Raw genomic sequence first — 24,865 nt, forward strand, 5'->3', positions numbered from 1 at the left:
TCTGAGGTATATGGTGATTTTGTTTCTTTACAATTCAATTTTACCATAAATCAGTGAGGAGTTATTTTATTTTACGACAAAAAATATCCCGCATTTATGCGGGTTACAGCGTTTCGCAAACGCCTATACGTTTTAAAACTGAAAGGAGATTATTTACCTATGAAAATGGTATGTATAGGAGACAGCTTAACTGCTGGATATGGTGTTTCTAATAGTGAATGTTTTGTATCCATTCTAAGAGAAAAACTTCAAATAGATATTTTAAACAAAGGAATATGTGGAGATACGGCTTCGGGATTGCTGTCACGTTCTTATAAAGATGTAATTCAAAATAATCCTAGTCATGTACTCATTATGGTTGGATGTAACGACTTTATGACTGGAAGATCTCTAAAACTAGTAACAGATAATTTAAAAGAGATCATAAAAGAATCCTTATCTGCAAAAATAATTACAATAATAGGCATAGAACCTCTCGTATACAAAAAATTAGCTAAGGAAAAATGGGATAGTACTTTAGATTATGAGAAAGTAAGTGAGCAAGAAAGTGAATACAGAAATTGGATAATAGATTTTTGCACTAAAAATAGTCTTTTTTATGCAGACTTTTATAGCTGCTTCCAGGAAAAATTAGAAACAAACACCAAGGACGATTTGTTTATAGATGGAATTCATCCTACAGCACTAGGCCATAAATTAATGGCAGAATGTATACAAAAAACACTTACTCTGATAGAATCACAAAATGTATATAAAAAAATACTTACTTTCAAAGAAGTACATAAAAAATAATATTTTACAGGCTACTCTTTATTGAATTTTTTTGTATATAGTGCTATACTAAAGATAGAAATTCAGCATATATATTACACTTAAAAAGTTATATATTATATAATATATTAAACGTTAGCACTATATTATAAGGGGGATTTGTTAAAATGAATACTACCTACTGTTTTTCTAAAATACCAGAAGACTTACAAAAGCAAATTGAAAATTTAATAGAAAAATCCGGAATGCCTGCAAAAGAATTCATAAATGCATTAGCTGAACACTATGATGTAAAATACTCCAATATATCACCTGCAGCAATTGATTATTCAAATTACTGGAATAGTTTTGTAGACTAAAAATGTATAGCTGTTATACTAAATGTGTAACAGCTTTCTTACAAAAATACAATTCTTAAGTTTAAAAAGTATGAAAGTATGGTATTAGTTAATGCATTTTCTAAAATACCTTTGGTTTCGATTTATTTGATTTTAATTTTATCTGTGAAATAATCAATGTTACTATCGGTAAGATTACTTGAAACGGAACAGCATAGTAAATGTATATATTATTAGCCCAGTAAAGCATTTCTATAGTATTATTATATAGTATTTGTGATAAATTTATCATAAGAAGTCCTATGGGACCAACCATTATTCCGTAATTATTTATATTGAAAATTTTAGCAGTTCCAGTTGATGCTGCATACAAGCACACACTTACCTTAATAAATCCCATGAGTACAAATATTAATGCAACAATAATTTCAAATCTTTCAATAAAATCACCTATTTTTATCGTTCTTGTGGATGTAAATTGGGGAAAATATAAATCTGTAGTTGTTTGAGAACCTAAAACAACAACATTATTAATAGAAGACAATAAAAGAAATATACCACTTATTAACAATGCTTTAAGAAATACTTTAAATATTTTCTTTCTATTTCTAAGTGAATGAAAAACTGTGGTAAAGATAATTGATTGAGTAAATGGAAAAGAAAAAGAAGAAAATGCTCCTAGCAAAACCTGCTTTGTATTATTATATAATATAGGTTTTAAATTTATAAAGTGAGAATTAGTATAAAGAAGAGCTATGATAATTATTGTAATTACCATAATCAATGGTAAAAAAAACATAGCTAAACGACCTAAAACTTCAATGCCGGATTTTACAGTCCAAATACACAATAGACCGAGAAAAATAGCAAAAATAGATTGAGGCGTTTCAGGCAATGAAACTACATTTACAAATTCAGAAAAAACTCTTATTACTAAAGCACCCAAGTGGAATACATACCAGATAAATAATACTGAAATTACTTTACCAATTTTTTTACCAAATACATACTGAAAAATATCATACAGATCTTTTTCAGGAAAATTATTAAGTAACTTTGAATAAACAACAATCATTGGCAGTGACATAATTATTCCAAGTGCTATGGATATCCAAGCATCTTGTTTCGCATTTTTAGCAACTTCTAGCACAATAGAAGTACCAATTAAGAACATAGACATTATACATATGCCTTGAGAATTAGATATTATTTGTCTATCCACATATTTCTCTCCTTTCAATCAACCTTGTAACTTAAATATGAATTCAATGATTTTTTTTATAGGTACTGCCGGACTGGGTACATTAATATGAAAGACAAACAATACATCAAGTACAAAAGAAAATAGTATAAAAGTTGTATAAACAATAAACACTTTCCAGTTTTTATTGTTAGTTACTGGAATAAGATCATATATAATAAAAAGTGTTATTATAAACAAATATAAAACAAATAGCATTATAAGTTACATTCCTCTTTGAATAGTTTTTGAATTAAGTCCGCTGTTTCTAAGCTGAATTTCAATATTTATGTTTACATTCATGTTTTTAAAAGTATCGTCCCATTTATCTTTAACATCATTCCAAACTGAAGGTATGTCGGATTTTATATGTTTGCCAAATCCAAAAATATCTGTTTCATAGTTATTTTGAACCTTGTTAACTGTATTTCCTATCGATACTTTTAGTGATTCTTCAGCTGCTTGTTTAAGCCTTTGACGACCACTTTCTTGAATAAAATCTTTACTTCCCTCGATTTCTGCTATTGATGCATCTACCCTAATATTCATATTGATACTAAGCTTTCCATTCTTATGTATGGGTTTTATTTTTGTTTTACTTCCAAATATTTCTAAAGTTATATTGGTTATCTGATTCCCGTCTAAAATTTTTTCAGCCAATAGCCCTTTATCAATCTGATTAGCTGCAAAAAGAAAATATTTTGATTCATCTGTATTTAAAGATCCAACAAGCTTATCACCTTTAAACACAGCTGTACCAATTAATTCTACAGTACGCTTACCATTAATTGTTTTTATATCATAAAGAGGTAAAACTGGTGATATATCATTTCCTTCAATATTATTTATAATCTCATAAACCCTAGCTATAGGTGCATTTGCAAGTGTTCTCTGATGTTCTATCATTTTAGCAATATCAAAAGATTTTAAATTTGAGGTTATAGTTTTGCTCTGCAGTATTTCCTTTGCAAGGTTTTTATTTGAAATTAATACATACATTTCTTCTCTCATTTCAGCATCTCTGTAAGGTAGATCAAGTGCTGGAATAATGCCTTCTTCTGCTATATCTTTGCTTATAATAAAAATTTTTGCATGCCCCCAATGTAATTTATTACCAGTAGTATTTATCATATTTCTCATTGCATCAAATATAGTATTTCCTTTTGATTCAATTATGTTTGATACTGCTTTAGCTTCTTTCCCGGACATTTGAAAATTCAGTATTTCTGCATTTACCACATATTTATTGTTTTTTTTATCTTTATCCAGTGAAAGTCCTGTTACAAGTGAATATTTTTCAATATCTACATAATTCCAACATCCACATAATGTTACTGAAGATAATAACACTAATAAAATAGAAAGTATCCTTCTTTTGATTTTCAACTTTTCTTACCTCCAGATGACCTTCTTACTAAGTTGCTAGCAGCAATGAACTTTGGACGGTATTTCATATAAAACCAAGGTGCTCTTATTGCTGTATCTTTTAAATCTTCAGGGTTTAATGTCATAAGACTGAGCATATAAGGTACTCCAAAGGAACGCATTTTAAATAAATGAATCAGTATACCTATTATTCCAAATACAAAACCATATAGTCCTAATATAGAAGAAAGCATTAATAATATTATTCTTAATAAAATAGAGCCACCTTTAATTTTGGGAATTGCAAGTCCTGTTATTCCTGTAAGTGCTATGATAATTATCATTGGTGCACTTACAAATCTCGCATCAACTGACGCCTGGCCTAATACTAATGCACCAACTATGCTAAAAGCTTGCCCAATTTGATTTGGCATTCGCACACCAGTTTCTCTGAGAATTTCAAATGCAATCAACAGCAACAAAGCTTCTAACGTAATGGGAAATGGGATGCCTTGCCTTGCTGCAGTTATACTTATAACTAATGGTGTTGGTATTGCTTCAATGTGAAAGGTGGTTAATGCTATAAAAATTGAAGGCAAACTTATAGTTATTATAAAACTCAGCATTCTTAGTAATCGGCTTATTGAAGAAAAATAAAAATTAATATAGTAATCATCATTAGACTGAAAAAGTTCAATAAAAATATGCGGAACAGTTAATGCAATCGGGGTACCCTCTACTATGATTGCAATACGGCCCTCCAATAATTTTGCTGCAACAATATCAGGTCTTTCAGTGCTGCCTATTGTCTTAAATGGTGAAAAAGGTTCATCATTGATAAGCTCTTGTATGTAGCTAGAAGCTATAATACCATCAATGTCAATGCTTTCTAATCTTTTATTTAACTCATTAAGTATTTTGTTATTAACTATACCGTTTATATAACATAGGCATATTTTTGTTTGCGTTTGTGTACCTAATACTCTGACCTTAAACTTTAATTCGGGAATTAACAGTTTTCTTCTTATCATAGAAAGATTCACCATAAGAGATTCTGTAAATCCTTCTCTCGGTCCCCGCAGGATTTTTTCTCCTTCCGGTTCTTCAATAGCTCTAGGTTTCCATCCAACGGTACTTATAATTAAAGCTTCTGATGCGCCTTCTAAAAAAAGAACGGTATTACCATTTAAGATTGATTCAATAATTTCATTTACATCCTTAGTTTTATTTACATTATTTGAAAAAATTATGTGATTTAAAATATTTTCAACGTTACTATTTTTTTCGTTTAAGTATGTATTTTCAATTATTGGCTTTATAATATTAGCGTTTATTGTTTCACTATCTATCATTTCCTGAAAAAAGATTATACAGCATTTAACATTGTTATTTTTCTGGTTTTCAAAATATCTTACAATAAGTGTATCATTATCATTAAAAATATCTTTAATTAAACTTATATTTAGCTGAATGGAATTACTAATTATGCAGTTTTTTGTATAGTTTTGGTGTGAAATTTTATTATTGGCTTTTCCATTTTTATTACGCATATTTATAATAGACCACCTTAATATATAACTTTATAATATTATTTATCAAACTTGTATACAATATACATATTTACATATTGATTTTTTATAAATAAATCAAAAGAAAAAATAGCAAAATTGCATTAGAAAAAACAAAAAACATTTAGATATTTCTAAGTTACTTCAAAAACAAAAATAAGAGCTATTTATAGCAATTTTTCAAATTGCTATAAATAGCTCTTATTTTTGTTTATTTATAATTATGAAAGCATAGCAAATCTAAATATGAATAAAGCTGCAAGTACATATACTATTGGATGAACTTCCTTATATTTTCCTGTAACTATTTTAACTATTGGATAAAATATTATTGCTGCTGCTATACCATTTGCTATACTATAACTAAAAGGCATAAATGCTATAGCAAAGAAAGCTGGAAGTCCTTCTGTAAAATCACTAAAGTCTATTTTAGTAACTACTCCAATCATAAGTGCCCCTACAATTATAAGTGCTGGAGCTGTAGCTTGGGTAGGAACTATTCCAACTAGTCCACTAAAGAATAATGAAAGTATAAATAGTATTCCAACAACACATGATGTAAGTCCTGTCCTACCTCCTGCAGATACACCTGAAGTAGATTCTACATATGTATTAACAGTACTTGTTCCTAGCATTGAACCAATAGTAGTTGCAAGGGAATCTGCAAAAAGAGCCTTGTGCATATTTTTAACTCTTCCATTTTCATCAACCATACCAGCTTTTTCAGCTGTTCCAACAAGTGTTCCTATAGTATCAAACAAATCTACTAAAGTAAATGTTATGACTACCATAATTATGCTAGTTAAACCTCCAACTACACCTGCTTTTCCTATTCCCAAAAGTCCCTTAAAATCAAAAGCAAAGAACGTAGGTGCAAGTGATGGTGGTGCACTTACAACTTTTATTCCCGTAAGATGTGTCACTCCTAAAGGTATACCAACTATAGTAGTTAATATTATTCCTATTAAAATTGATCCTTTAACATTTCTTGCCATAAGTATAACTGTAATTAAAATACCTATAATTGCTAGTAAAACGGGTGCACTAGTAAGTTTTCCAAAAGCAACCAGTGTAGAAGGATCTGATATTACAATTCCTGCATTTTTTAGACCTATAAGAGCTATAAAAAGTCCGATACCTCCTGATATAGCAAGTTTTAAATTAAATGGAAGAGCATCTACAATTTTTTCCCTTATGGAAGTTACTGTTATTATAATAAAAATTATTCCTGAAACTAAAACTGCTGCCAATGCTTGATGCCATGTATAATGCATACCTAAACAAACGCTGTAAGTAAAAAATGCATTAAGTCCCATTCCTGGTGCCTGTGCAAAAGGTAGATTTGCATAAAGTGCCATTATGAAAGTTCCAACAGCCGCTGCTATACAAGTTGCCGTAAATATAGATCCTACAATAGGATCATTTATTGCAGATAACCCGGCTTTAACCGCTGCATCTCCCATAAGTCCATGCACATTCATTCCTGCCTGCATAAGTATAGTTGGATTTACAAAGATTATATAGGCCATAGTAATAAAAGTAGTAACACCTGCTAAAATCTCTGTCTTTACAGTAGTATTGTTTTCCGGCAATTTAAAAAATGATTCTAAAAAAGATAAATTGCCACCGTCATTTTTGTTCGCTTTTTCAACATTCATGTAATTCCCTCCAAAATTAAAAAATTTCTAACATGAATTATGGGATAATCCAAGTTAGAAAATAGTTAAAAAAATACCATTTTCACGGAATCCACTCATAGTCAAGGATTTTTGGTACCTTGGTAGATACTCTTGAACCATATTATCAAGATTATACGAATGTTCTGCTAAAAAAATTATTTAATGTACGTTTTTATATTATCATCTTGTTCATAATAAGTCAACATTTTTATAAACTATCTCTTGCTAAAATGTAAAAATCCAAGTATAACAACAAATATTAAAAAAGGCAGCGAAAATACTATTTTAAAAGCAAATCCTATAATGGCCATTATAAAAGCTAGAAATATAACTATGCCTACAAGTGGAAGCACTATAATCCCTAACAAAGAAAATACAATATACACAGCAAAAATCGCAAATAAAATGCCAAATAATGTAATCACAAATTGTCCACCTATCACTATTTTATTTAGATACTTATCAAATCTAAAATTCATTAAAGCTTAAAATTTTTCATATTCTTTATCATCCTTAATAAATATATTAGGGAGAATATAACTAAAAATCAAGTACTTTTTTGTATAAATTTATTGTATATAGAATGTGAAACAGCACATATAAAATTTTTAAAGAACAAAGTATAAAATTAAAATATCAAATTTTGAACTTTGTTATTTTAAAAAGATTTGCTTCGCATTATTTTTAAACTGCGAAAGTTGAGTTAATTATTTTCAATATCATTTAATATAATTCTTCTATAATTATGATCAATATTATATAATTCAAATATCTCATCATCTAATATTTTCTTCAACATATTTTTTTGATCATTATCATTTATAATTTTGCAAACTAATTTTTCTATGTCTTCTTTAGCTTGTCTGCTGCAATGTCTTATTGGTATTTCATCCAAATTGCATTTTTTAATTTGTGGAATAGAATTAGAGTTGGTAATTAAAAAATTTAAATAATACCATTGAATTAACTCTGAATTCAATATTGCCAAAATATACTGAGGTGAAAATTCCTCATTTGTACTTATTATTCCATATAGAGATTGTTCTATTATACGTCCCTTATCATCTAAAGCTGCTATTAAATTTTTTCCAGTTTTCCTTATTACTAATTTATTTTTAAAAGTAAGTTTTTCTATATTTTTAGTTCCGCCTATTATGTTTTCAGGCACAAAATCATAATAGTAATTGTTTAAAACTCGAAACTTTTTTATATTTTCCCCTTTTAATACTTCAACCTGATGTTGATTTTTTTTAACAGGAGTTATTTTTTTACTATAACCTATAAATCCTGTAAAAGTCTTGGAAATGCTTTTTAATTTGCTGCTATTTTTCTCTATACAATCCTTTATGCTTAAGTTTTGATTATAACAACAATATGTAAACTTAAATTTTGAATTTCTCAGATATTCATGCTGATACATTTCATATGTCCTCTTCTTATAAATATCTATTTCTATTTTATTTACTTTTCTATGTTTATTTTCTGCTATCATAATCATAGAATCTGTGTTTATTTCCGGAAAATCTATCTCAAACACAAGATTTAATATATTATAATTTTCAAGTAAACTCTTTCTAAGTTCACTGTATTGAAGATTTCGTGACAGCCTATCAGGAACTACAAATCCAAATCTTCCTCCCGGCTTTAATATTTCCATAGACCTTTTTATAAAATACTCATACAAATTAGGTAAATATGTATTTCCATTATAATTTTCACTATAATACTTTAACAATCCATCCTCTATATTCATCTTATTCTTTCGACTTAAAGATACCCAAGGAGGATTCCCCAGTACATAATCATATTTTGTGTTCCAAAACTTAACAACAGATTGAATATTAGATTCCTTATATTTTTCTACATTATCAATTTGATTCCACTTTATAAGACTGTTGCAGCATATGATATTGTCCTCCATATTAATGTTTATACCACTGACTTTACTTAAATTAATTTTTGTAAGCTCTACAGCGATGCTGTCTATATCTGCACCATATATACATTTCTTTAATATATGAAAGCTTAAATTTTCCTGCTGCCAATAGTGAAATCCGTCTATACTCTTTAATCCATCTTCAGTTTCAATGGTATAAGTTTTATCGTTAAAAGTATTTCTAATGTGCTCTAAATTTTGACTGAACTTTTCCATTAAAATTTCGTATACTCTTACTAGAAAATATCCACTTCCACAAGAAGGATCTAATACTTTTATAAAAGGATTTTTTTTAAGATCTAAATTTGACATAATATTCTTCACTATATAGTCAACTATGTAATGAGGAGTATAAAAACTCCCCTTCCGTTTTCTTTCTTCCTTTTCCATTGATCTTTCATACATTTCTCCAAGTATAGATAAATCACGCCACTTATGCATACCATACCTCTTTTTCTAAATTCACAGTTCACAATGCCCAATTATTGTGCATTAATTACTTTGTGAATTCTGCAGATATTTCTGGTGAAGACAAATTTTCTTTTTCATTTGAATTTAACTTCTTAATTTCAAAATATAAAAACAAAGCCGTCAATATGGAAGCTACAGCATCGGATACAGGAGCTGCCATCCACACTCCATTTAGCTTAAATATTCTTGGGAGTATAAGAAGCATAGGAATAAGAACTATTACCTGTCTTAAAAGTGCTAAAAACATAGATATTTTAGCTTTTCCTATAGCTTGAAAAAAGTTAGAGCTTACTATTTGAAATCCTATTATAGGAAACATAATCATAAATATTTTTATTCCATTTACAGTTATATTAGTCAAGTTCATATCAGACTTATTAAACATATTTACTAAAACTGTAGGGAAAATTTGAACTGCAATTCCTCCTGCGGCAGATACAAAAGTTGCTGCTGCAATTGCAAGTAGTAATGCTTTCTTTACACGTCTATGCAATTTAGCTCCATAATTAAACCCAATTACTGGCTGTGACCCTTGATTTATTCCAAATATAGGCATGAGTATCATAGTAGATATACCATTTATTATACCCATAGCACCTATAGCTAAATCTCCTCCATATATTGCTAAACTTTTATTCAATATAACATTTACCAAACTTGCAGCAACCTGCATTGCAAATGGAGACATTCCTATAGAGAAAATGCTTGCAACTATATCTTTGTTTAAACGAAGATACTTCTTTTTTATTCTAAGCATACTATTTCCCTTTAAGAAATAATAAAGTACCCATATCATGTTTATGGCCTGAGAAATTGAAGTAGCTATAGCCGCTCCTTTTATTCCAAAATGAAGTATATATATAAATAGGAAGTCCAATATTATATTACATATACCTCCTATAAGCATTGTATTCATTGCTGTCTTAGGATCGCCTTCCGAACGTATTACATTATTTAATCCAAAACCTACAGTCTGAAATGTAGAAACAGAAATTAAAATAGTTATAAACTGCCTAGCATAACCTATAGTGTTATCACTAGCTCCAAACCCCCTCAACATAGGGTCCACAAAAATAAGTCCCAAAATTGTAATTACTATAGAAACTATAATCAAAAGTACAAACGCATTTCCTAATATGTGCTCTGCTTCATCTTTATTGTTTTCTCCCAGCCTTATGGATATTCTTGCTGCAGCACCTATTCCTACAAGCATACCAAAAGCCATTATAAGTATAGATATAGGGAAAGTCAAACTTACACCTGATATAGCCATAGCTCCAACAACTCTTCCTATAAATATCCTGTCTATTACAATATAAAGTGAGTTAACTAGCATGCCAATTATAGCTGGTATAGAAAATTCCAATAGTAATTTACCAACTTTTTCATCTCTTAATTTTACTGATCTTTCCAAATTAATTCCTCCTATAGAAATAGTTAATAGCCTAAATATTTTAGGCTGTTCTACAATAAATTCTTATTCAATTTTTTCAGCCAACAAAGCATAAGCTGCTTTTCTTCTTTTGAAAACCCACTGCTTAAGGTTGCCTCTATTTCATCATTTGCTGACATACATTTAAGCCTTATGTTTTTTCCTTCTTCTGTAAGATAAATTCTATTTATTCTGGCATCTTTAGTGTCCTCTCTTCTATCTATCCATCCCTTTGATACTAAAGTATTTACAAGCCCTGTAATGGAAGCTGGTCTTAATTGAAGTTCTTCGGCTATTTCCTTCTGGGTTAACCCATCTTCTATCCATAAGTGTACAAGTACTCCTACTTGTGATGTAGTCAAACCATATTTAGCAAGTTTACTATTATGTAAATTTGTCATATTTCTATAAATTACCCTAAGCCAATATGTTATAAATTTATCACAGGGTTCACATTTTGCTTTGCTTTCCATTTAGTTAGCCTCCTAATTAATTGCACAACCTATGTTATAATAATAAATAAGTATTGTCAATACTATTTAGTAAAATTTAAAGCAAAATTGTCACAACTCATTAACACTTCTGTCATACAACTGTAACAAAGCAACTCTATTATATATACATGAAATAAATAATAAAATTTTTTAGGAGGTACTTACATGGGTAATTTCAACAATGAATATGATACTTCAAAAATAAGTTTAAAAACTAAATTCAAAGATAAACTTAAAAGAAGTAAAAAATTTATGTCTTATATAGCTGTAGGATTAATATGCAGTATAATAGGTGGAAGTATTTCAATTGCAGGTGCCTTATATTTCATACCAACATTAGGTATGTTTAAGAGCACCCCATTATATCAAAATCTAGCTTTACAAAATACAGGAAATGAAAAATCTTCTACTATAGATGCTTCCCCTGTATCAACTGCAAAAGGCGGTCTTACCGTATCTGAAATAGCAAAGAAAGTAGGTCCTGCTGTAGTTGGAGTATCTATAAAAACTGCTTCACAGTCATCCGATATATTTGGTTTTTCTGGTAACAGTCAATCTGATGAAAGTCAATCAAACGGCAACAGTAGCGACAACCAAGATGATGGCATGGGGTCAGGTATAATAATAAATGAAGATGGATATATACTTACAAATTATCATGTTATAGAATCCGCTGAAAAAGTAAGTGTAATATTTAACAATAAAAAGGAAGCAACTGCAAAAGTAGTAAATTATGATGCAGGCCTAGATCTAGCCATAATTAAAGTAACTACCAATGAAAAGATGCCAGCTGTAGCAGAATTAGGTGATTCTAAGAATCTTCAGGTAGGTGATTCTGTAGTAGCTATAGGAAATCCTCTTGGTAAAGAATTATTAGGTACTGTAACTACTGGTGTTATAAGTGCAACAAATAGGGATATTAAAGTTGGCGATAACACTCAAACCTATCTTCAAACAGATGCTGCCATAAACCCAGGAAACAGCGGCGGTGCACTTGTAAATTCTGCAGGTCAAGTAATAGGTATAAATTCTGCTAAAATAGGTGGAAGTGGAGTAGAAGGAATTGGATTTGCAATACCAATAAACACTGTAAAACCTAAACTAAGCGGTCTTTTGAAACCTATTTTAAAGCTAGGTATTGCAGGTAGAGATATAAATTCACAGCTTTCTCAAGCATATAATGTACCTGAAGGTGTATATGTAGCAGAAGTTCAAGAATTTAGTGCCGCAGAAAGATGTGGACTTAAGGTTGGAGATGTTATTCAAAAATTTGACGGTAAATCTGTAAAGTCTATAAGTGAAATAAATGATATAAAAGCTACTCACAAATCTGGAGACACAGTGGAAGTTGTCGTAAACAGAAATGGAAGTAAAAAGACTCTGAATTTAACATTGACACAATAAAACCTGTAAATAAAAATAGAATTTATGACTAAAAGTTGACTTATACTTGGGAAATATGCTGACAAAGATGAAATTTGTCAGCATATGACCGATTATCAAGTGATTCTTAGGTTCAGATGGAGTTTGCTTATAAGAATGACTTTCTCCAGCTGAACCTTAGAAGAACTTATCCAGGCACGTAGCAGTGCTTATCCCCACTTTGATAGAAGATGGGGGTGTTAGCAATGGTAGTGATCGGATAAGTAGACTTCAGTGATAAATTCTATAATGAGTTTGTATTTTTCTTGTGCTTTAAATATAAGAAAAAGCCTATGCTAAATACAACTCCTGCAAGACTAACTAACTGTGCTACTCTTATACTTCCAAGCATTAAACTGTCAGTTCTAAGTCCTTCTATAAAAAACCTCCCTAATGAATACAATCCTATGTATGCTGCTATTACAGAACCTCTATTATGTTTTCTTCTCAAAATATATACAAGAATTATACACACAGTTAAATTCCACAGAGATTCATACAAAAATGTAGGGTGATAATAAGTTCCATCTATAAACATTCCCTTTTGTATAAACAATGGAAATTTACTTATAAATTGATAACTTACAGGTCCACCATGAGCCTCTCCGTTAAAAAAGTTTCCCCACCTTCCTATTGCCTGAGCAAGTATTATAGAAGGTGCTACACAATCAGCTAATTTTATAAAGTCTATTTTTTTATGTCTGGTATATATATACGCAGCTGTAAGCCCAAATATAAGTCCTCCGTGAATAGCAAGGCCTCCCTGCCTTATATTGAACACATCTATTATATTATCCTTATAATCTTGAAATTGAAAAATAACATAGTAGGCTCTAGCTCCTATTATAGCAAAGGGAAAAGATATTAAAAAAGTATCTACTATATTATCAAAATTGTAGTTTTTGTTTTTACAATTTAATTTAGCTAAAAAAAGTGCTGCCATAACTCCTGAAGCTATCATTATACCATACCATCTTATTTGAAAGCCACTAATTGAAAATGCTACTGGATTCATAAAACATTACAACCTTTCTAAAATATAATTTTGTTATTATAATCTTATATCCAATTGTACCAATGTTTTTAATTAAATACAATTTACTCATAAAAAATAAGCACTGCCAATTATCAGTGCCTATTTGAATAATAGAGGGGACTATTATTTTACTATTATTAAACTTTACCTAAGTACATTTATTATTTTATATAATTGATGTGACAACAATATGTCACATATATTAAATAATTGTTTAGTTTCTTAATATTGTATTAACTTTTAACTTAATTTTACCTTTACCCAGGATTTATCCTACATACTTTTTATCATAATAAGTAAAGATAGATATATATATTTTAAAATTTAAGGAGAATGTCCATGCAAACTAAAAATTTACAAAAGCTGCTACTAATAATAAGTACCATAACAATATTTTCAATTATATTGTATTCAAATAATTGTTTAAAATCATCCTTAAATTCTCCACCACCTCAAACCACAAGTTTTTCAAGTAATACTGTTATTTCTGAAGATACAGATATACTGAAAAATATAAATTTGGATCCTAAAATTTATTCTGAGTATTACATTGAAAAGGTTACGACTTATGTAAATTCATACAGGGAACAAGGTAAAATAGTATTTTTAGGAGACAGTCTTACAGACATTGGACAATGGAATGAACTTCTAGATAATCCTGATATATTAAACCGCGGCATTAGTTCTGATACTACTTCTGGGGCTTTAAACAGATTAAGTGAAATCACAAAATTAAAACCTCGAAAAATTTTTATTATGCTTGGAATAAATGACATCGACAAAGGATTATCTATAGAAGAGATTATTAAAAATTATTCCAGAATAATTCAAAATATAAAAACTGATTCTCCAAGCACTTCGATATATGTAGAAAGTGTTCTTCCTATAAATAAAGATATATATAAAACCAAAACAAAAGATAATCAAATAATAAATTTGAATGCATCCTTAAATAATCTTTGTAAAAACTCAAATATACAATATATAAATCTGTATCCCCTCTTTACTCTGCCAAACCAAAATAAACTTTATAAAGAATACACTATAGGTGGACTGCACGTAAACGGAAAAGGCTATAAAGTATGGAGAGACGCTATAAAATCTTATTTGTAATAAAAAATTCCAATAAATTTATATAAATTAAATCTATTGGAATTTTTTATATTTGGGTCTAGCTCCAATACATGATATGATAAAATAAAGGATGTGTGAAAAAATGAACTTATTAACTGCAGAAAATATAAGTAAAAGTTACAGTGAAAAAATATTATTTAAAAATATATGTCTAGGTATAAATGAAGGAGATAAAATAGGTGTTATAGGTGTAAATGGTACAGGAAAATCCACACTTTTAAAGGTAATTGCAGGATGTGAAACATCAGATGGAGGTAAAATTACTAAGTCAAAAGAAGCCACTATAGGATACCTTCCTCAAAATTCTGATTTTACAAATAGCAATCTAACAGTACTTGAACAGATTTTTAGGGGTACTTCTCCTGTTATGAGCCTTTTACGAGAGTATGAAAAAACTCTTAAGCTTATTGAAAAAAATCCAGAAGACAAGAGTCTTCAAGCTAAAATTGGAACCTTGAACTCCAAAATGGATGCACAAAATGTGTGGGAAATTGAAAGTCAGGCTAAAACTATTTTAACCAAACTTGGAATAAATGATTTTAATGAAAAAATATCTGTGCTCTCTGGAGGTCAGAAAAAAAGAGTAGCCCTTGCATCTGCTCTTATAACCACTTCAAATATTTTAATACTTGATGAGCCTACAAACCACCTTGACGATGAAACCATAGAGTGGTTAGAAGAGTTCTTAATAAAACGAAGTGGTGCCCTGCTTATGGTAACCCATGATAGATTTTTTTTGGACAAAATAACTAATAGAATGTTTGAACTTGATAGGGGAAAACTCTATAGTTATATGGGAAACTATAGTAATTTTCTTGAAGAAAAGGCTGAAAGACTTGAAACTGAAAATGCCAATGAAAGAAAAAGGCAAAATCTTATAAGGAAAGAACTTTCTTGGATAAGAAGGGGTGCAAAAGCAAGAAGTACAAAACAAAAAGCCCGAATAGAAAGATTTGAACAATTAACTACAGAAGGTACATCTTCCAACAAATCAAAACTTAATATTAGTCTTCAAAGTACAAGAATCGGTAAAAAAGTCATAAACCTGGATAACATAAGCAAAAGTTTTGGTGAAAAGACATTAATTAAAAATTTCACTTATAACATACTAAATAATGACAGAATAGGTATTATTGGACCTAATGGAAGTGGTAAATCCACTCTTATGAATATTTTAGTTCAAAAAATTCTGCCGGACAGCGGCACTATAGATATAGGTGAAACAGTAAAGATAGGATACTATTCTCAGGGAATTTCTGATATGGATATGAACGAAAGGGTAATTGAATACATACGTGGGACATCAGAATATGCGTCAACTTCATCGGGTGAAAAAATAAGTGCTTCTGCTGTACTTGAAAATTTTTTATTTGAACCTTCAGTTCAATGGACTCCCCTTGGAAAACTTTCAGGAGGAGAACGAAGAAGATTATATCTTCTAAAAATACTGATGAATTACCCTAATGTACTTTTGCTGGACGAACCAACAAATGATCTGGATATAGAAACACTTACAATCCTAGAAGATTATATTAACGATTTTGAAGGAGCTGTTATAGCTGTATCTCATGACAGGTACTTCCTTGACAAAACAGTTGATAAAATATTTTCTTTTGAAGGAAACGGTAAAATCACTCAATATACAGGAAACTATTCCTATTTTCACAAAACTGCAAAAATATCAGAGGAAAAAATAAGCCCTAAGAAAAATACAGCTAAAAACAATTATAAGTTGCAAAAAGAAAAGCCTTTAAAATTTACCTATGCAGAACAAATGGAGTTTGACAAAATAGATGAAGTAATTGAAAATCTAGAAAAATCTATATCTGAAAAGAAAGTAGAAATGGAAGCTGCTTCATCTGATTATGCACTTCTTAAAGATCTCTTATCCGAAAAGAATTCACTGGAAAAAGAGCTAGAAGAAAAGATGGACAGGTGGACTTACTTAAATGAACTCAATGAAAAAATTGAGCAAGAGAAAAAACACTAGACATTGTTATTAGCACTGTCTAGTGTTTTTTTCTATCAATACTTTATTTTTCAACACTTGTTATCTCATCGTTTCTATCTTGTACTTCCATATTATAAAAACTTTCATTTTTAGGAAGTTCCATCCTAAAGCAAGAACAGTTCTGTACATAAACCTTCGCATTTTCAATGGAAAATTCACTTATATGTCCACCAAATTTCTTATCTTTATTTATGAAATGAAAATGATATCCAGGGACATTAAGGCCTTCAACATAATCAGGACACCTAAATCCAACCACATATCCATCAACACCGTTATATTCAAACATAGGCTGATCTTTAACAACTTCAGCCATAGGCTTATAAGGCATATTCTGTTTTACAACAGTACGTGTTTTTACATAATTAAATTTACCTTCCATATAGAAAGCATAAAATATATTTTTGCTTTCTATAAAGCTGTCCAATTCTTTTCTTATATCTTCATAAGAAGTACGATTTTGAATATTATAAGTATTATAACTTTCCAGTTCAGTGACTACAGCAAAAGGAACGGATACGTTTTTGGAACATACGTATACGCTGCCATCAGGTTTAGTCCTATAAAAAGTTCCATTTAAAAGAGTTAGTTCACCATCTAGACCTTTAAAAGTACCTATACCAAAGTTTCCTTTTTTAAGAAGTTTAGATAATGAAACACAGCCATCATACAGCCCCGAAACAAGTGCATTTATTGTAGACATTTGATATATATGGTTTGGGACTTTCACCTCATCATCCATATTACATTCACCTCTATGTCATTATAACATAGCAAATTTCTACTTTCTACTATTAGAATCTGTCACAATAATTAAACATATGTATTTAAAACATTTAGAGGTGTTTCAGTGACAATTTCAATTTTGCCAACATAATTAAAAATAATTACAATATATGCTTCTACTTTTTCCCATTGCTATTATATAATTGCTTATTTTTAAGCAAATCAAATATCAATAGTCCAGCAAATATCAAGTTAATGATTGACCAAATTTGCAAATCTGAAAAATGCCCAACATTAGCAATCCCTACAACAAAAGCTAACAAATAAAATACTATAGCTGTTATAGTCATACCTTTACTGTATTTTGATATTATTGCTATTATTCCAGCAATAAGCATACATACAGATAAAAATAATCCAGCAGATCCACTAGCTTCTTTGTTATTACTTAATGCATTTCCTACTCCTGCAGCACAGGATTGAAGTGCTACGAGTACAAATAGTACAATACTTATAATTCCTATTACTTTTTTCATTATAAATCCTCCTCGCATTATGTAACTTTAGCTATGAGAAAAAATAATTTCATTTTTATAATATTTTTAGTTTTACCTTAAATACTTTAATATATGTAGCTTTGCTTTCTTTATATATATTTTTGTAATTGACTTTCTTGGTAAGCCAATAACTATTTATCACAGCGCTGAATACAATCCTTCTGGCAATGATACAGAACTTGCCATTCCGATAAAGGAGATTGTAAAGGGAACAAGATACTTGCCTGGAGACCTTTGTGCGAAGTCTGTTTTAAGGGGCTCATATTCAGAATTAATATCTGTATATGCTAAGTTGAGGGAATGGGTAGAAAATGAAGGATATAAACTTACAAACCCACCATATGAAGTATATGTAACTGACCCCCACCAAGTCACCATTCCTAAAGATCTTGTTACTGAAGTATATTTTCCTGTGAAGAAAAAGTAGTATCAAGCAAAACAAAAACATCTTATTTATACGAGGAGGTACTTATGATAGAAAGAAACTACTGGCCAACTACAAAATGGCAAGCCGCAGATTCTAAAACCTTGAGAATGGACTCTGAAAAACTTTCAAGACTTGAGCCTATGGTAAAATCCGAGTACAGCAATATAACTGGTATTGTTGTTGTGAGAAACGGATATATTGCTTATGAAATCATTTGGTTTTGAGGATTTATTCGGGGAAAACATGAGAAGATGGGTCAAAGATCCAAATGGTAACTCCACAGGAGGATGGGGACTTAAGTTAACTCCTCGTGATAGATTGAGACTTATTAAGGAATGTATTATACTAGCCGTACTAGACTAAACTTATTACCACAATTTTTGAGTCACTTTTTCTAACTGCAAAAATTGTGGAAGAAACCATTCAACCTGAGCAAACTGCTTTTTCATTAGAATTACAAGATATTATGCGTTATCACTTTAAACCTACTAATTTCCATTCAAATAAAAAATATGATATCTATAGATGATGAACTAAAGCAAGACACCCGCCCCATGGGCGGTCTTGACTTTAGTGGTTAAGTAATTTTCATATAAAGGGTAATATTCAATAAGTATTAGCCTATGCTAAATTTCTTTTGCCATCTTCTTCAGTTTTCTTTTTTGATTTAAATACCTTGTAAATCACCCCAAGCATTATAAACCATACAGGTGTTACAAATAAGGCTACACGAGTTTCATTATTAAGTGCTAATGTAACTATAACAAAAGCAAAGAATGCCAGAATTATATAGTTCATGATTGGATAAAGTGGCATTTTAAATTTGTTATTGGCAGCAAGTTCAGGTTTAGTTTTACGGTATTTCATGTGACAGATAACTATAATTGCCCAGATGTATATATAGCAAAATGTTGATATACTTGTAATTAGTACAAATACTTCACCTGGCATGATATAGTTTAAAATAACTGCAATTAAGATAACGGCTGCAGAAAATATTGCAGCATTGCAAGGTATATGATTAGAAGTTAACTTTTTCATTGACCCAGGTGCATTATTTTCTTTGGCAAGAGAGTAAACCATACGGCTTGTACTGAAAATACCGCTATTACAAGCAGATGCTGCTGATGTTAGCACAACAAAGTTTACAATGCTTGCTGCTGCTGCAATTCCAACTGAAGCAAATACCTGTACAAATGGACTTTTAGCTGGATTGATTGAGTTCCATGGATATATTCCCATAATAACAGCAAGTGCTCCTACATAGAAAATAATAATTCTAATTGGAATGTTATTAATAGCCCTTGGAATAACATGCTCTGGATTTTCAGTTTCACCAGCTGTTAAACCAACTAATTCGATTCCAGTGAAAGCAAATACAACCATTTGAAATGAAAGTATAAAGCCATTTGCCCCATTTGGTAGCCAACCTCCATGTCTCCAAAGGTTTGAAAAGCTAGATGCACCAGCATTTGTAGAAAATCCTTTAATAATCATAAATGTACCAACTATAATAAGTGCCAAAATTGCAACAACTTTAATTAATGCAAACCAGAATTCCATTTCACCAAATAATTTTACCGCAGTAAGGTTCATAATTAGTAAAATTACAAGAACTATAAGGCTTGGTACCCATCGAGGTACATTGGGAATCCAGTACTGTACATAAAGTCCAGTGGCAGCTACATCGGCCATAGCAAGTGAAATCCAACAGAACCAGTATGTCCATCCAGTAATAAATGCTGCTCCTTCTCCTAGATAATCGTACACAAACTCTACAAAAGAATGGTAGTTTAAATTAGAAAGCAATAATTCGCCAAGGGCACGCATTACAAAAAATAAAATAATTCCTGTTATAGCATATGCAAATAGAATAGATGGACCAGCCAAGTGAATGGACCTGCCTGAACCAAGAAATAATCCAGTACCAATTGCACCTCCAATTGCAAGTAATTGGACATGACGATTTTTTAGTCCTCTCGATAAATTTTGATTTTCTGACATATATATTCCGCCTTTCTAAACGTTACTTTTTTTACCTATGTTGCTGCATTCGTATTTCTAGAGTTATTATCTTGATATTAAGATATAATTTTCCATATGAATGATGTACAAATACACTATTAGTATGAGTGCTGTTAAAAAATATAACTATAAATTGAAGCAACTTTTAATTCTTCATAATACTGCAAAGCTAATAGCATCACCTTTTTCATTATCTTCATATTCATTTTTCTCAAAAATAGACAATTTGAATAATTTAAGTAACCCTAGACGTACAGTAAGATAGGTTCTAGTTCCATTTAGCAGGACTAAAAGTAAACCCTTCCATACTATAGAATTGGTTTTAGTAAATAGTTTTGTTAATTGATCCATTTTATCCCTCCATCTTAGTCAAAAGCATGTACTAGAAATGCCTTTTCCTATATAAATATTTTGTGGTTGGAGATACAAATGGGAATAGATAAGATCTAAATGAAGTAATTAATTATATATTACTTTTGTAAGATGTGTTACCTTTTCCCTGTCCTTTTACCTGAGAGTTTCGCCATGCGACTTTCTCCTTCGGTGCTCAATAAGAGTCTCTCCAAGGATTCATCCAATAGCGGTCATCTCTATAATTAAATAGGTACCTGAAAGATTTACTTCTTCGGTGAATGGCAAAAGCCATAACTCTCCCACTATCTTCATCTGAATTATTAATTTTATTATATACTAATACATATTTGATAAAATTGCAACAATTTCTTCACTTTTAACTAAAATAAAAATTATATTTCATCATAATTTCTAAAAACATTTATACTAAAGTGACCATATTAAGTCAAAACTAAATAAAACAAAAGAAATGAAAACGACTTTTCTATTTTATTAATTCAAATCTCCACTTTTGACTTATTTCAGGATACTTTTCATGATCTACTTCACTAACAAACATGTCTATTGGTCTTGCAAATACACCGCAGTTACCGTAAAGAGCTTTATATATAACTAATTCTTCTTCTGTCTCAGTATGTGTTGCAAAGTCTAATATTAAGTAACTTTTATTTTTGAAATGTCTAACCATCTTTCCTTTATGATTTCGTAATTCTATTTTTCTTTTTTCTAATTCGTGCATATCTTTTCACACTCCTAATATATATTCTGCGTTTATTATCTAAAGTAAATTCTGTTTCTACTTGAATTTTATTAAAGTCAATTTTATCTAATACTACTATGTCAATAAAATTGCGTTTCTTTTTAAAATAACTCTTTATTGAACTTTTCATTACTAATTCATATGCTTGATACATAAAACTTTATGAAAAATCAAAATATAAGTTGGAAGCAGTAAATGCAAAAAAAACAGCAGAAGCAAGATGATGACGATATCACTCATAAAAGTGCAGCATACATACAAGAACACGGAGGAGTCAACTATAGTCAAGCATTAAAAATCGTTGAAAGTAAATATCCTAATTCTTCTTTTGAGCCTGCACAAAGCGTTGTTGGTACTGATACTTTAAAAAGGTTTCTCTCTGATGATATATTAAATGCAAGTTATGTTTTATATGGGCACGATAATAGTGATGGAACTGATTTTCAAAATCTTATATTAGTGAGTAAAGAAACTGGACGCATATTTGAATTAGGACCGGATGGTAAAATATATAAGTAAAAATCAAGTCCACTTTATACCAATAGTCCTAAAACAAAATAAACGTTCCTATAACTATAACTGCTTCGATAATATCTCAACTAATATTTTAATAAAAAAAATCGTAAGTACAATTATAATTACAGGACGTACTATTTTTGATCCGCTTTTTGTAAAATAACCAGAACCAATGTAATTTCCAGCAATACTAAATAAGCCTGCGACTAAACCCAAAACTAAAAATACTTTTGCATTTATAATGAATGTTACTAAACTAGCTACATTTGATGATAAATTTATAGCTTTTGTAATTCCTGCAGAAGTATTCATACTCAAATTTGCAATGCTCGTCAATAATAATAATAAAAATGTTCCTGTTCCTGGGCCATAAAACCCATCATAGATTCCCAAAAAAAATGCAATTAACATACATGTTATGTATGTTTTATAATTCATTGATGTTTCCTGTTTATTATCTTCAAGATTATGCTTATGTAAGACATAAAATGCTGTTATAGGCAAAATGAACAACATTAAAATTTTAAAATAAAAGTCTTCTATTTTTAAGGAAATAAGAGCCCCAAGCGGTGACCCGATCAAAGCACAAACTGCGCTGCAAATTCCTAGTTTCAACTTTATATATCCATTTTTAGCATAACGACATGTAGCTATAATTGTCCCCATACAAGAACTCATTTTATTTGTACCAATAGCAAAATGAACCGGAATCCCTGAAATCATATATGCTGGAAGCGATATAAGTCCTCCTCCCCCTGCAATTGCATCTACAAAACCTGCAATAAAAACCAGCGGACATACTATAATATATGTAATCATTTCTAACCTCCCCATAAATTTATACAAATTGATATTACCAACTTTTTAACATATAATCAAATTTATATATTTTATTCATCATATAAATTCAATTTATACTAGATTGCTATGGTTATTTTTGACATGTATTAAAAAATATTATATACTAAAGAATAGAATATGTTGACTAACTAGTTAGTCTAATTTTAATTTGTATAAATTAGGAGGTAAAAAGGATGCATAAATTGATCGATTTAACAATCAATGAAGAACAATTGAAAAAGACAGCAGCCAGTGCTAAAGAGAAAAACATCATTATTCCAACACTAGCACAAATGAAAGACTCCAGCAAGGTACCTGCAAAAATTAAAGCTAGATTAAAAGAAACAGGATTATGGGACATAGATCCCATTAATTTATTTAGAATTTCCTGGTATAATGAGCCTGTAGCAAAAGGTGGTTTGTACAACAAATTACCAAACTATATTGAGATTCCTCCTGAAATTTCAGGTGTTAAAGCTAGAATTTTTGCTATGGCAGGAAAGTTCTTTCCAACAGGAGCCCATAAAGTTGGGGCAAGCTTTGCTTGTCTAGTTCCACGTCTAGTAACTGGTCAATTTGATCCTACTTACCATCAGGCAGTATGGCCTTCAACAGGTAACTTCTGCCGTGGAGGAGCTTATAACTCAGCTTTATTAGGCTGCAGTTCAATTGCTATCTTGCCGGAAAATATGAGTAAAGAACGTTTTGATTGGCTCAAAAAAGTAGCTGGAGAAGTTATCGCTACCCCTGGTTCTGAAAGTAACGTAAAAGAAATCTATGATAAAACATGGGAACTAAGAAGAACAAGAGATAATGTTGTTATATTTAATCAGTTTGGTGAACTCGGTAATCATTTATGGCATTATGAAGTTACTGGCAGTGCTATGGAATCAGTTATTAAAGCTGAAGCTGGTGAGAAAGGAAAACTTGCTGGCGTATGTTTAACATCAGGATCAGCTGGAACTTTAGGAAGTGCAGACTATTTAAAGGATCAATATCCAAATGCTAAATTTGCAGTTGGTGAGGCATTACAATGTCCAACCCTGCTTAACAATGGTTTTGGCGAACATAGAATTGAAGGTATTGGTGACAAACATGTCCCATGGATTCATAATATAAGAAATACAGACATGGTTATTGCAATAGATGATAATGATAGTTTAGCTATGTTCCGTCTATTTAATGAACCTGCTGGACAAGAATATCTAAGGTCTGCAGGAGTTAAAGAAGATGTAATTAAAAAACTTTCATGGGTTGGTATATCAGGTGCAGCAAATATACTTTCATGTATCAAATTCGCAAAATATTACGAATTAAATGAAAATGATATGGTAATAACAGTGCTTACTGATTCAGCAGAAATGTATCAATCAAGATTACAAGAAATGACTGCCCAAAGAGGAAGAGATTATGAAGTTGTTGACGGTGCTATAGATCATAATAGAAATGTTTTAGGTGTTAGAACTGATAGTATGGAAGAATTAACATATCAAAGTAAAAAGCGTATTCATAATCTTAAATACTATACATGGATTGAACAACAACAATATGATTTAGAAGAATTAAACGCACAATGGTATGATTATGATAATTACTGGGGTAAGCTTCACCAAATGGGACCAGAACTTGATAAATACATTGAGGCCTTTAATGAGAGAACCGGTTTAACAAAGAATCTATAATACTTAGTAATAAAAGTTGTATGTTAAGGGGTATATTGTACATATATCCCTTTTCTTGTTTTCTAAATTAATCATTCATAA

General features: G+C 30.3%; 24 protein-coding genes and 2 riboswitches. Of the genes, 9 read left to right on the top strand and 15 right to left on the bottom strand.

Going from position 1 to position 24,865, the window contains the following annotated elements; genetic code table 11:
- Nucleotides 1-159 precede the first annotated feature (159 nt).
- On the top strand, nucleotides 160-792 hold the full coding sequence (locus CLCOS_RS20910; protein WP_063601540.1) for a GDSL-type esterase/lipase family protein: 633 nt from the start codon (nucleotides 160-162) through the stop codon (nucleotides 790-792).
- Nucleotides 793-938: 146 nt separating this feature from the next.
- Complete coding sequence (locus CLCOS_RS20915; RefSeq protein WP_013237517.1) at nucleotides 939-1,130, top strand: hypothetical protein; 192 nt, start codon at nucleotides 939-941, stop codon at nucleotides 1,128-1,130.
- A 100-nt stretch (nucleotides 1,131-1,230) separates the two neighbouring features.
- Here the strand turns inward: CLCOS_RS20915 and CLCOS_RS20920 are convergent, their stop codons facing one another.
- From CLCOS_RS20920 to CLCOS_RS20960, 8 genes are all read right to left on the bottom strand, one after another.
- Entirely contained in the window at nucleotides 1,231-2,331 is a 1,101-nt protein-coding gene (locus CLCOS_RS20920) for a GerAB/ArcD/ProY family transporter (RefSeq protein WP_063601541.1), read from the bottom strand.
- A gap of 243 nt (nucleotides 2,332-2,574) precedes the next feature.
- Nucleotides 2,575-3,735: a Ger(x)C family spore germination protein gene (locus tag CLCOS_RS20930; protein WP_082853568.1), complete on the bottom strand. Its 1,161-nt coding sequence runs from the start codon at nucleotides 3,733-3,735 to the stop codon at nucleotides 2,575-2,577.
- Complete coding sequence (locus tag CLCOS_RS20935; protein WP_063601542.1) at nucleotides 3,732-5,264, bottom strand: spore germination protein; 1,533 nt, start codon at nucleotides 5,262-5,264, stop codon at nucleotides 3,732-3,734. The genes CLCOS_RS20930 and CLCOS_RS20935 overlap by 4 nt, the downstream gene beginning before the upstream one ends.
- A 239-nt stretch (nucleotides 5,265-5,503) precedes the next feature.
- Nucleotides 5,504-6,940 carry an NCS2 family permease gene (locus tag CLCOS_RS20940; protein ID WP_013237513.1) on the bottom strand — a complete coding sequence of 479 codons (1,437 nt, stop codon included), beginning with the start codon at nucleotides 6,938-6,940 and terminating at the stop codon, nucleotides 5,504-5,506.
- Nucleotides 6,941-7,018: 78 nt separating this feature from the next.
- Nucleotides 7,019-7,119: riboswitch (purine riboswitch) on the bottom strand.
- A gap of 57 nt (nucleotides 7,120-7,176) precedes the next feature.
- Nucleotides 7,177-7,440 (bottom strand): hypothetical protein, encoded by a 264-nt coding sequence (locus CLCOS_RS20945; RefSeq protein WP_156496381.1) that lies wholly within the window; start codon nucleotides 7,438-7,440, stop codon nucleotides 7,177-7,179.
- A 224-nt stretch (nucleotides 7,441-7,664) separates the two neighbouring features.
- Nucleotides 7,665-9,338 (bottom strand): TaqI-like C-terminal specificity domain-containing protein, encoded by a 1,674-nt coding sequence (locus CLCOS_RS20950; RefSeq protein ID WP_063601543.1) that lies wholly within the window; start codon nucleotides 9,336-9,338, stop codon nucleotides 7,665-7,667.
- A 55-nt stretch (nucleotides 9,339-9,393) separates the two neighbouring features.
- The gene (locus CLCOS_RS20955) at nucleotides 9,394-10,782 is read right to left on the bottom strand and encodes an MATE family efflux transporter (protein WP_063601544.1); all 1,389 of its coding nucleotides are present in this window, start codon (nucleotides 10,780-10,782) and stop codon (nucleotides 9,394-9,396) included.
- Nucleotides 10,783-10,832: 50 nt separating this feature from the next.
- Nucleotides 10,833-11,273 (bottom strand): MarR family winged helix-turn-helix transcriptional regulator, encoded by a 441-nt coding sequence (locus CLCOS_RS20960; protein WP_013237509.1) that lies wholly within the window; start codon nucleotides 11,271-11,273, stop codon nucleotides 10,833-10,835.
- Nucleotides 11,274-11,459: 186 nt separating this feature from the next.
- Here CLCOS_RS20960 and CLCOS_RS20965 point away from each other — a divergent pair, with 186 nt between their 5' ends.
- The gene (locus CLCOS_RS20965) at nucleotides 11,460-12,698 is read left to right on the top strand and encodes a S1C family serine protease (RefSeq protein WP_063601545.1); all 1,239 of its coding nucleotides are present in this window, start codon (nucleotides 11,460-11,462) and stop codon (nucleotides 12,696-12,698) included.
- 262 nt (nucleotides 12,699-12,960) lie between these two features.
- Here the strand turns inward: CLCOS_RS20965 and lgt are convergent, their stop codons facing one another.
- Nucleotides 12,961-13,731, bottom strand: a complete 771-nt coding sequence (gene lgt / locus CLCOS_RS20970) for a prolipoprotein diacylglyceryl transferase (protein ID WP_063601546.1) — start codon at nucleotides 13,729-13,731, stop codon at nucleotides 12,961-12,963.
- A 360-nt stretch (nucleotides 13,732-14,091) separates the two neighbouring features.
- Here lgt and CLCOS_RS20975 point away from each other — a divergent pair, with 360 nt between their 5' ends.
- Nucleotides 14,092-14,865 carry a GDSL-type esterase/lipase family protein gene (locus tag CLCOS_RS20975; protein WP_013237505.1) on the top strand — a complete coding sequence of 258 codons (774 nt, stop codon included), beginning with the start codon at nucleotides 14,092-14,094 and terminating at the stop codon, nucleotides 14,863-14,865.
- Nucleotides 14,866-14,968: 103 nt separating this feature from the next.
- Nucleotides 14,969-16,876 (top strand): ABC-F family ATP-binding cassette domain-containing protein, encoded by a 1,908-nt coding sequence (locus tag CLCOS_RS20980; protein ID WP_063601547.1) that lies wholly within the window; start codon nucleotides 14,969-14,971, stop codon nucleotides 16,874-16,876.
- A gap of 43 nt (nucleotides 16,877-16,919) precedes the next feature.
- On the opposite strand, the gene budA is transcribed toward CLCOS_RS20980, so the two are convergent.
- A complete protein-coding gene (gene budA / locus CLCOS_RS20985; protein WP_063601548.1) occupies nucleotides 16,920-17,639 on the bottom strand; it encodes an acetolactate decarboxylase in 720 nt (239 codons plus the stop codon).
- Between the two features lie 160 nt (nucleotides 17,640-17,799).
- A complete protein-coding gene (locus tag CLCOS_RS20990) occupies nucleotides 17,800-18,159 on the bottom strand; it encodes a hypothetical protein (RefSeq protein WP_063601549.1) in 360 nt (119 codons plus the stop codon).
- A gap of 241 nt (nucleotides 18,160-18,400) precedes the next feature.
- On the opposite strand from CLCOS_RS20990, the gene CLCOS_RS22910 reads away from it, so the two are divergent.
- Together CLCOS_RS22910 and CLCOS_RS21000 are read left to right on the top strand one after the other, a co-directional pair.
- A complete protein-coding gene (locus tag CLCOS_RS22910; protein WP_242866931.1) occupies nucleotides 18,401-18,607 on the top strand; it encodes a GyrI-like domain-containing protein in 207 nt (68 codons plus the stop codon).
- 44 nt (nucleotides 18,608-18,651) lie between these two features.
- Nucleotides 18,652-18,831, top strand: coding sequence for a hypothetical protein (locus tag CLCOS_RS21000; RefSeq protein WP_063601550.1), 180 nt, complete (start codon nucleotides 18,652-18,654; stop codon nucleotides 18,829-18,831).
- Nucleotides 18,832-19,228: 397 nt separating this feature from the next.
- Here the strand turns inward: CLCOS_RS21000 and CLCOS_RS21005 are convergent, their stop codons facing one another.
- The 3 genes from CLCOS_RS21005 to CLCOS_RS21015 all read right to left on the bottom strand — a co-directional run bounded on the left by CLCOS_RS21005 (nucleotide 19,229) and on the right by CLCOS_RS21015 (nucleotide 21,725).
- A complete protein-coding gene (locus tag CLCOS_RS21005; protein ID WP_013237498.1) occupies nucleotides 19,229-20,611 on the bottom strand; it encodes an amino acid permease in 1,383 nt (460 codons plus the stop codon).
- A gap of 174 nt (nucleotides 20,612-20,785) precedes the next feature.
- Nucleotides 20,786-20,983: a transcriptional regulator gene (locus tag CLCOS_RS21010; RefSeq protein WP_013237497.1), complete on the bottom strand. Its 198-nt coding sequence runs from the start codon at nucleotides 20,981-20,983 to the stop codon at nucleotides 20,786-20,788.
- Between the two features lie 138 nt (nucleotides 20,984-21,121).
- Nucleotides 21,122-21,208, bottom strand: a riboswitch (glycine riboswitch).
- A gap of 262 nt (nucleotides 21,209-21,470) precedes the next feature.
- Nucleotides 21,471-21,725 carry a DUF1653 domain-containing protein gene (locus CLCOS_RS21015; RefSeq protein ID WP_153042975.1) on the bottom strand — a complete coding sequence of 85 codons (255 nt, stop codon included), beginning with the start codon at nucleotides 21,723-21,725 and terminating at the stop codon, nucleotides 21,471-21,473.
- Nucleotides 21,726-21,941: 216 nt separating this feature from the next.
- On the opposite strand from CLCOS_RS21015, the gene CLCOS_RS21020 reads away from it, so the two are divergent.
- On the top strand, nucleotides 21,942-22,265 hold the full coding sequence (locus CLCOS_RS21020; protein WP_063601551.1) for a hypothetical protein: 324 nt from the start codon (nucleotides 21,942-21,944) through the stop codon (nucleotides 22,263-22,265).
- A gap of 54 nt (nucleotides 22,266-22,319) precedes the next feature.
- Here the strand turns inward: CLCOS_RS21020 and CLCOS_RS21025 are convergent, their stop codons facing one another.
- On the bottom strand, nucleotides 22,320-23,081 hold the full coding sequence (locus CLCOS_RS21025) for a sulfite exporter TauE/SafE family protein (protein WP_013237493.1): 762 nt from the start codon (nucleotides 23,079-23,081) through the stop codon (nucleotides 22,320-22,322).
- 215 nt (nucleotides 23,082-23,296) lie between these two features.
- Here CLCOS_RS21025 and CLCOS_RS21030 point away from each other — a divergent pair, with 215 nt between their 5' ends.
- Nucleotides 23,297-24,784 carry a pyridoxal-phosphate dependent enzyme gene (locus CLCOS_RS21030; RefSeq protein WP_013237492.1) on the top strand — a complete coding sequence of 496 codons (1,488 nt, stop codon included), beginning with the start codon at nucleotides 23,297-23,299 and terminating at the stop codon, nucleotides 24,782-24,784.
- The last annotated feature ends 81 nt before the right edge of the window (nucleotides 24,785-24,865 follow it).

The sequence above is a fragment of the Clostridium coskatii genome (assembly GCF_001675205.1).
Taxonomy (GTDB): Bacteria; Bacillota; Clostridia; order Clostridiales; family Clostridiaceae; genus Clostridium_B; species Clostridium_B ljungdahlii.

Bases quoted from the DNA above. Each gene is read 5' to 3' on its own strand.
- CLCOS_RS20980 (WP_063601547.1), top strand. From the start codon at position 14,969: ATGAACTTATTAACTGCAGAAAATATAAGTAAAAGTTACAGTGAAAAA.
- CLCOS_RS21020 (WP_063601551.1), top strand. From the start codon at position 21,942: ATGCAAAAAAAACAGCAGAAGCAAGATGATGACGATATCACTCATAAA.
- CLCOS_RS20910 (WP_063601540.1), top strand. From the start codon at position 160: ATGAAAATGGTATGTATAGGAGACAGCTTAACTGCTGGATATGGTGTT.
- CLCOS_RS21010 (WP_013237497.1), bottom strand. From the start codon at position 20,983: ATGGATCAATTAACAAAACTATTTACTAAAACCAATTCTATAGTATGG.
- CLCOS_RS20960 (WP_013237509.1), bottom strand. From the start codon at position 11,273: ATGGAAAGCAAAGCAAAATGTGAACCCTGTGATAAATTTATAACATAT.
- lgt (WP_063601546.1), bottom strand. From the start codon at position 13,731: ATGAATCCAGTAGCATTTTCAATTAGTGGCTTTCAAATAAGATGGTAT.
- CLCOS_RS21000 (WP_063601550.1), top strand. From the start codon at position 18,652: ATGATAGAAAGAAACTACTGGCCAACTACAAAATGGCAAGCCGCAGAT.
- CLCOS_RS20975 (WP_013237505.1), top strand. From the start codon at position 14,092: ATGCAAACTAAAAATTTACAAAAGCTGCTACTAATAATAAGTACCATA.
- budA (WP_063601548.1), bottom strand. From the start codon at position 17,639: ATGGATGATGAGGTGAAAGTCCCAAACCATATATATCAAATGTCTACA.
- CLCOS_RS20935 (WP_063601542.1), bottom strand. From the start codon at position 5,264: ATGCGTAATAAAAATGGAAAAGCCAATAATAAAATTTCACACCAAAAC.
- CLCOS_RS20950 (WP_063601543.1), bottom strand. From the start codon at position 9,338: ATGCATAAGTGGCGTGATTTATCTATACTTGGAGAAATGTATGAAAGA.
- CLCOS_RS20940 (WP_013237513.1), bottom strand. From the start codon at position 6,940: ATGAATGTTGAAAAAGCGAACAAAAATGACGGTGGCAATTTATCTTTT.
- CLCOS_RS20915 (WP_013237517.1), top strand. From the start codon at position 939: ATGAATACTACCTACTGTTTTTCTAAAATACCAGAAGACTTACAAAAG.
- CLCOS_RS20965 (WP_063601545.1), top strand. From the start codon at position 11,460: ATGGGTAATTTCAACAATGAATATGATACTTCAAAAATAAGTTTAAAA.
- CLCOS_RS20945 (WP_156496381.1), bottom strand. From the start codon at position 7,440: ATGAATTTTAGATTTGATAAGTATCTAAATAAAATAGTGATAGGTGGA.
- CLCOS_RS21005 (WP_013237498.1), bottom strand. From the start codon at position 20,611: ATGTCAGAAAATCAAAATTTATCGAGAGGACTAAAAAATCGTCATGTC.
- CLCOS_RS21015 (WP_153042975.1), bottom strand. From the start codon at position 21,725: ATGCACGAATTAGAAAAAAGAAAAATAGAATTACGAAATCATAAAGGA.
- CLCOS_RS21030 (WP_013237492.1), top strand. From the start codon at position 23,297: ATGCATAAATTGATCGATTTAACAATCAATGAAGAACAATTGAAAAAG.
- CLCOS_RS20990 (WP_063601549.1), bottom strand. From the start codon at position 18,159: ATGAAAAAAGTAATAGGAATTATAAGTATTGTACTATTTGTACTCGTA.
- CLCOS_RS21025 (WP_013237493.1), bottom strand. From the start codon at position 23,081: ATGATTACATATATTATAGTATGTCCGCTGGTTTTTATTGCAGGTTTT.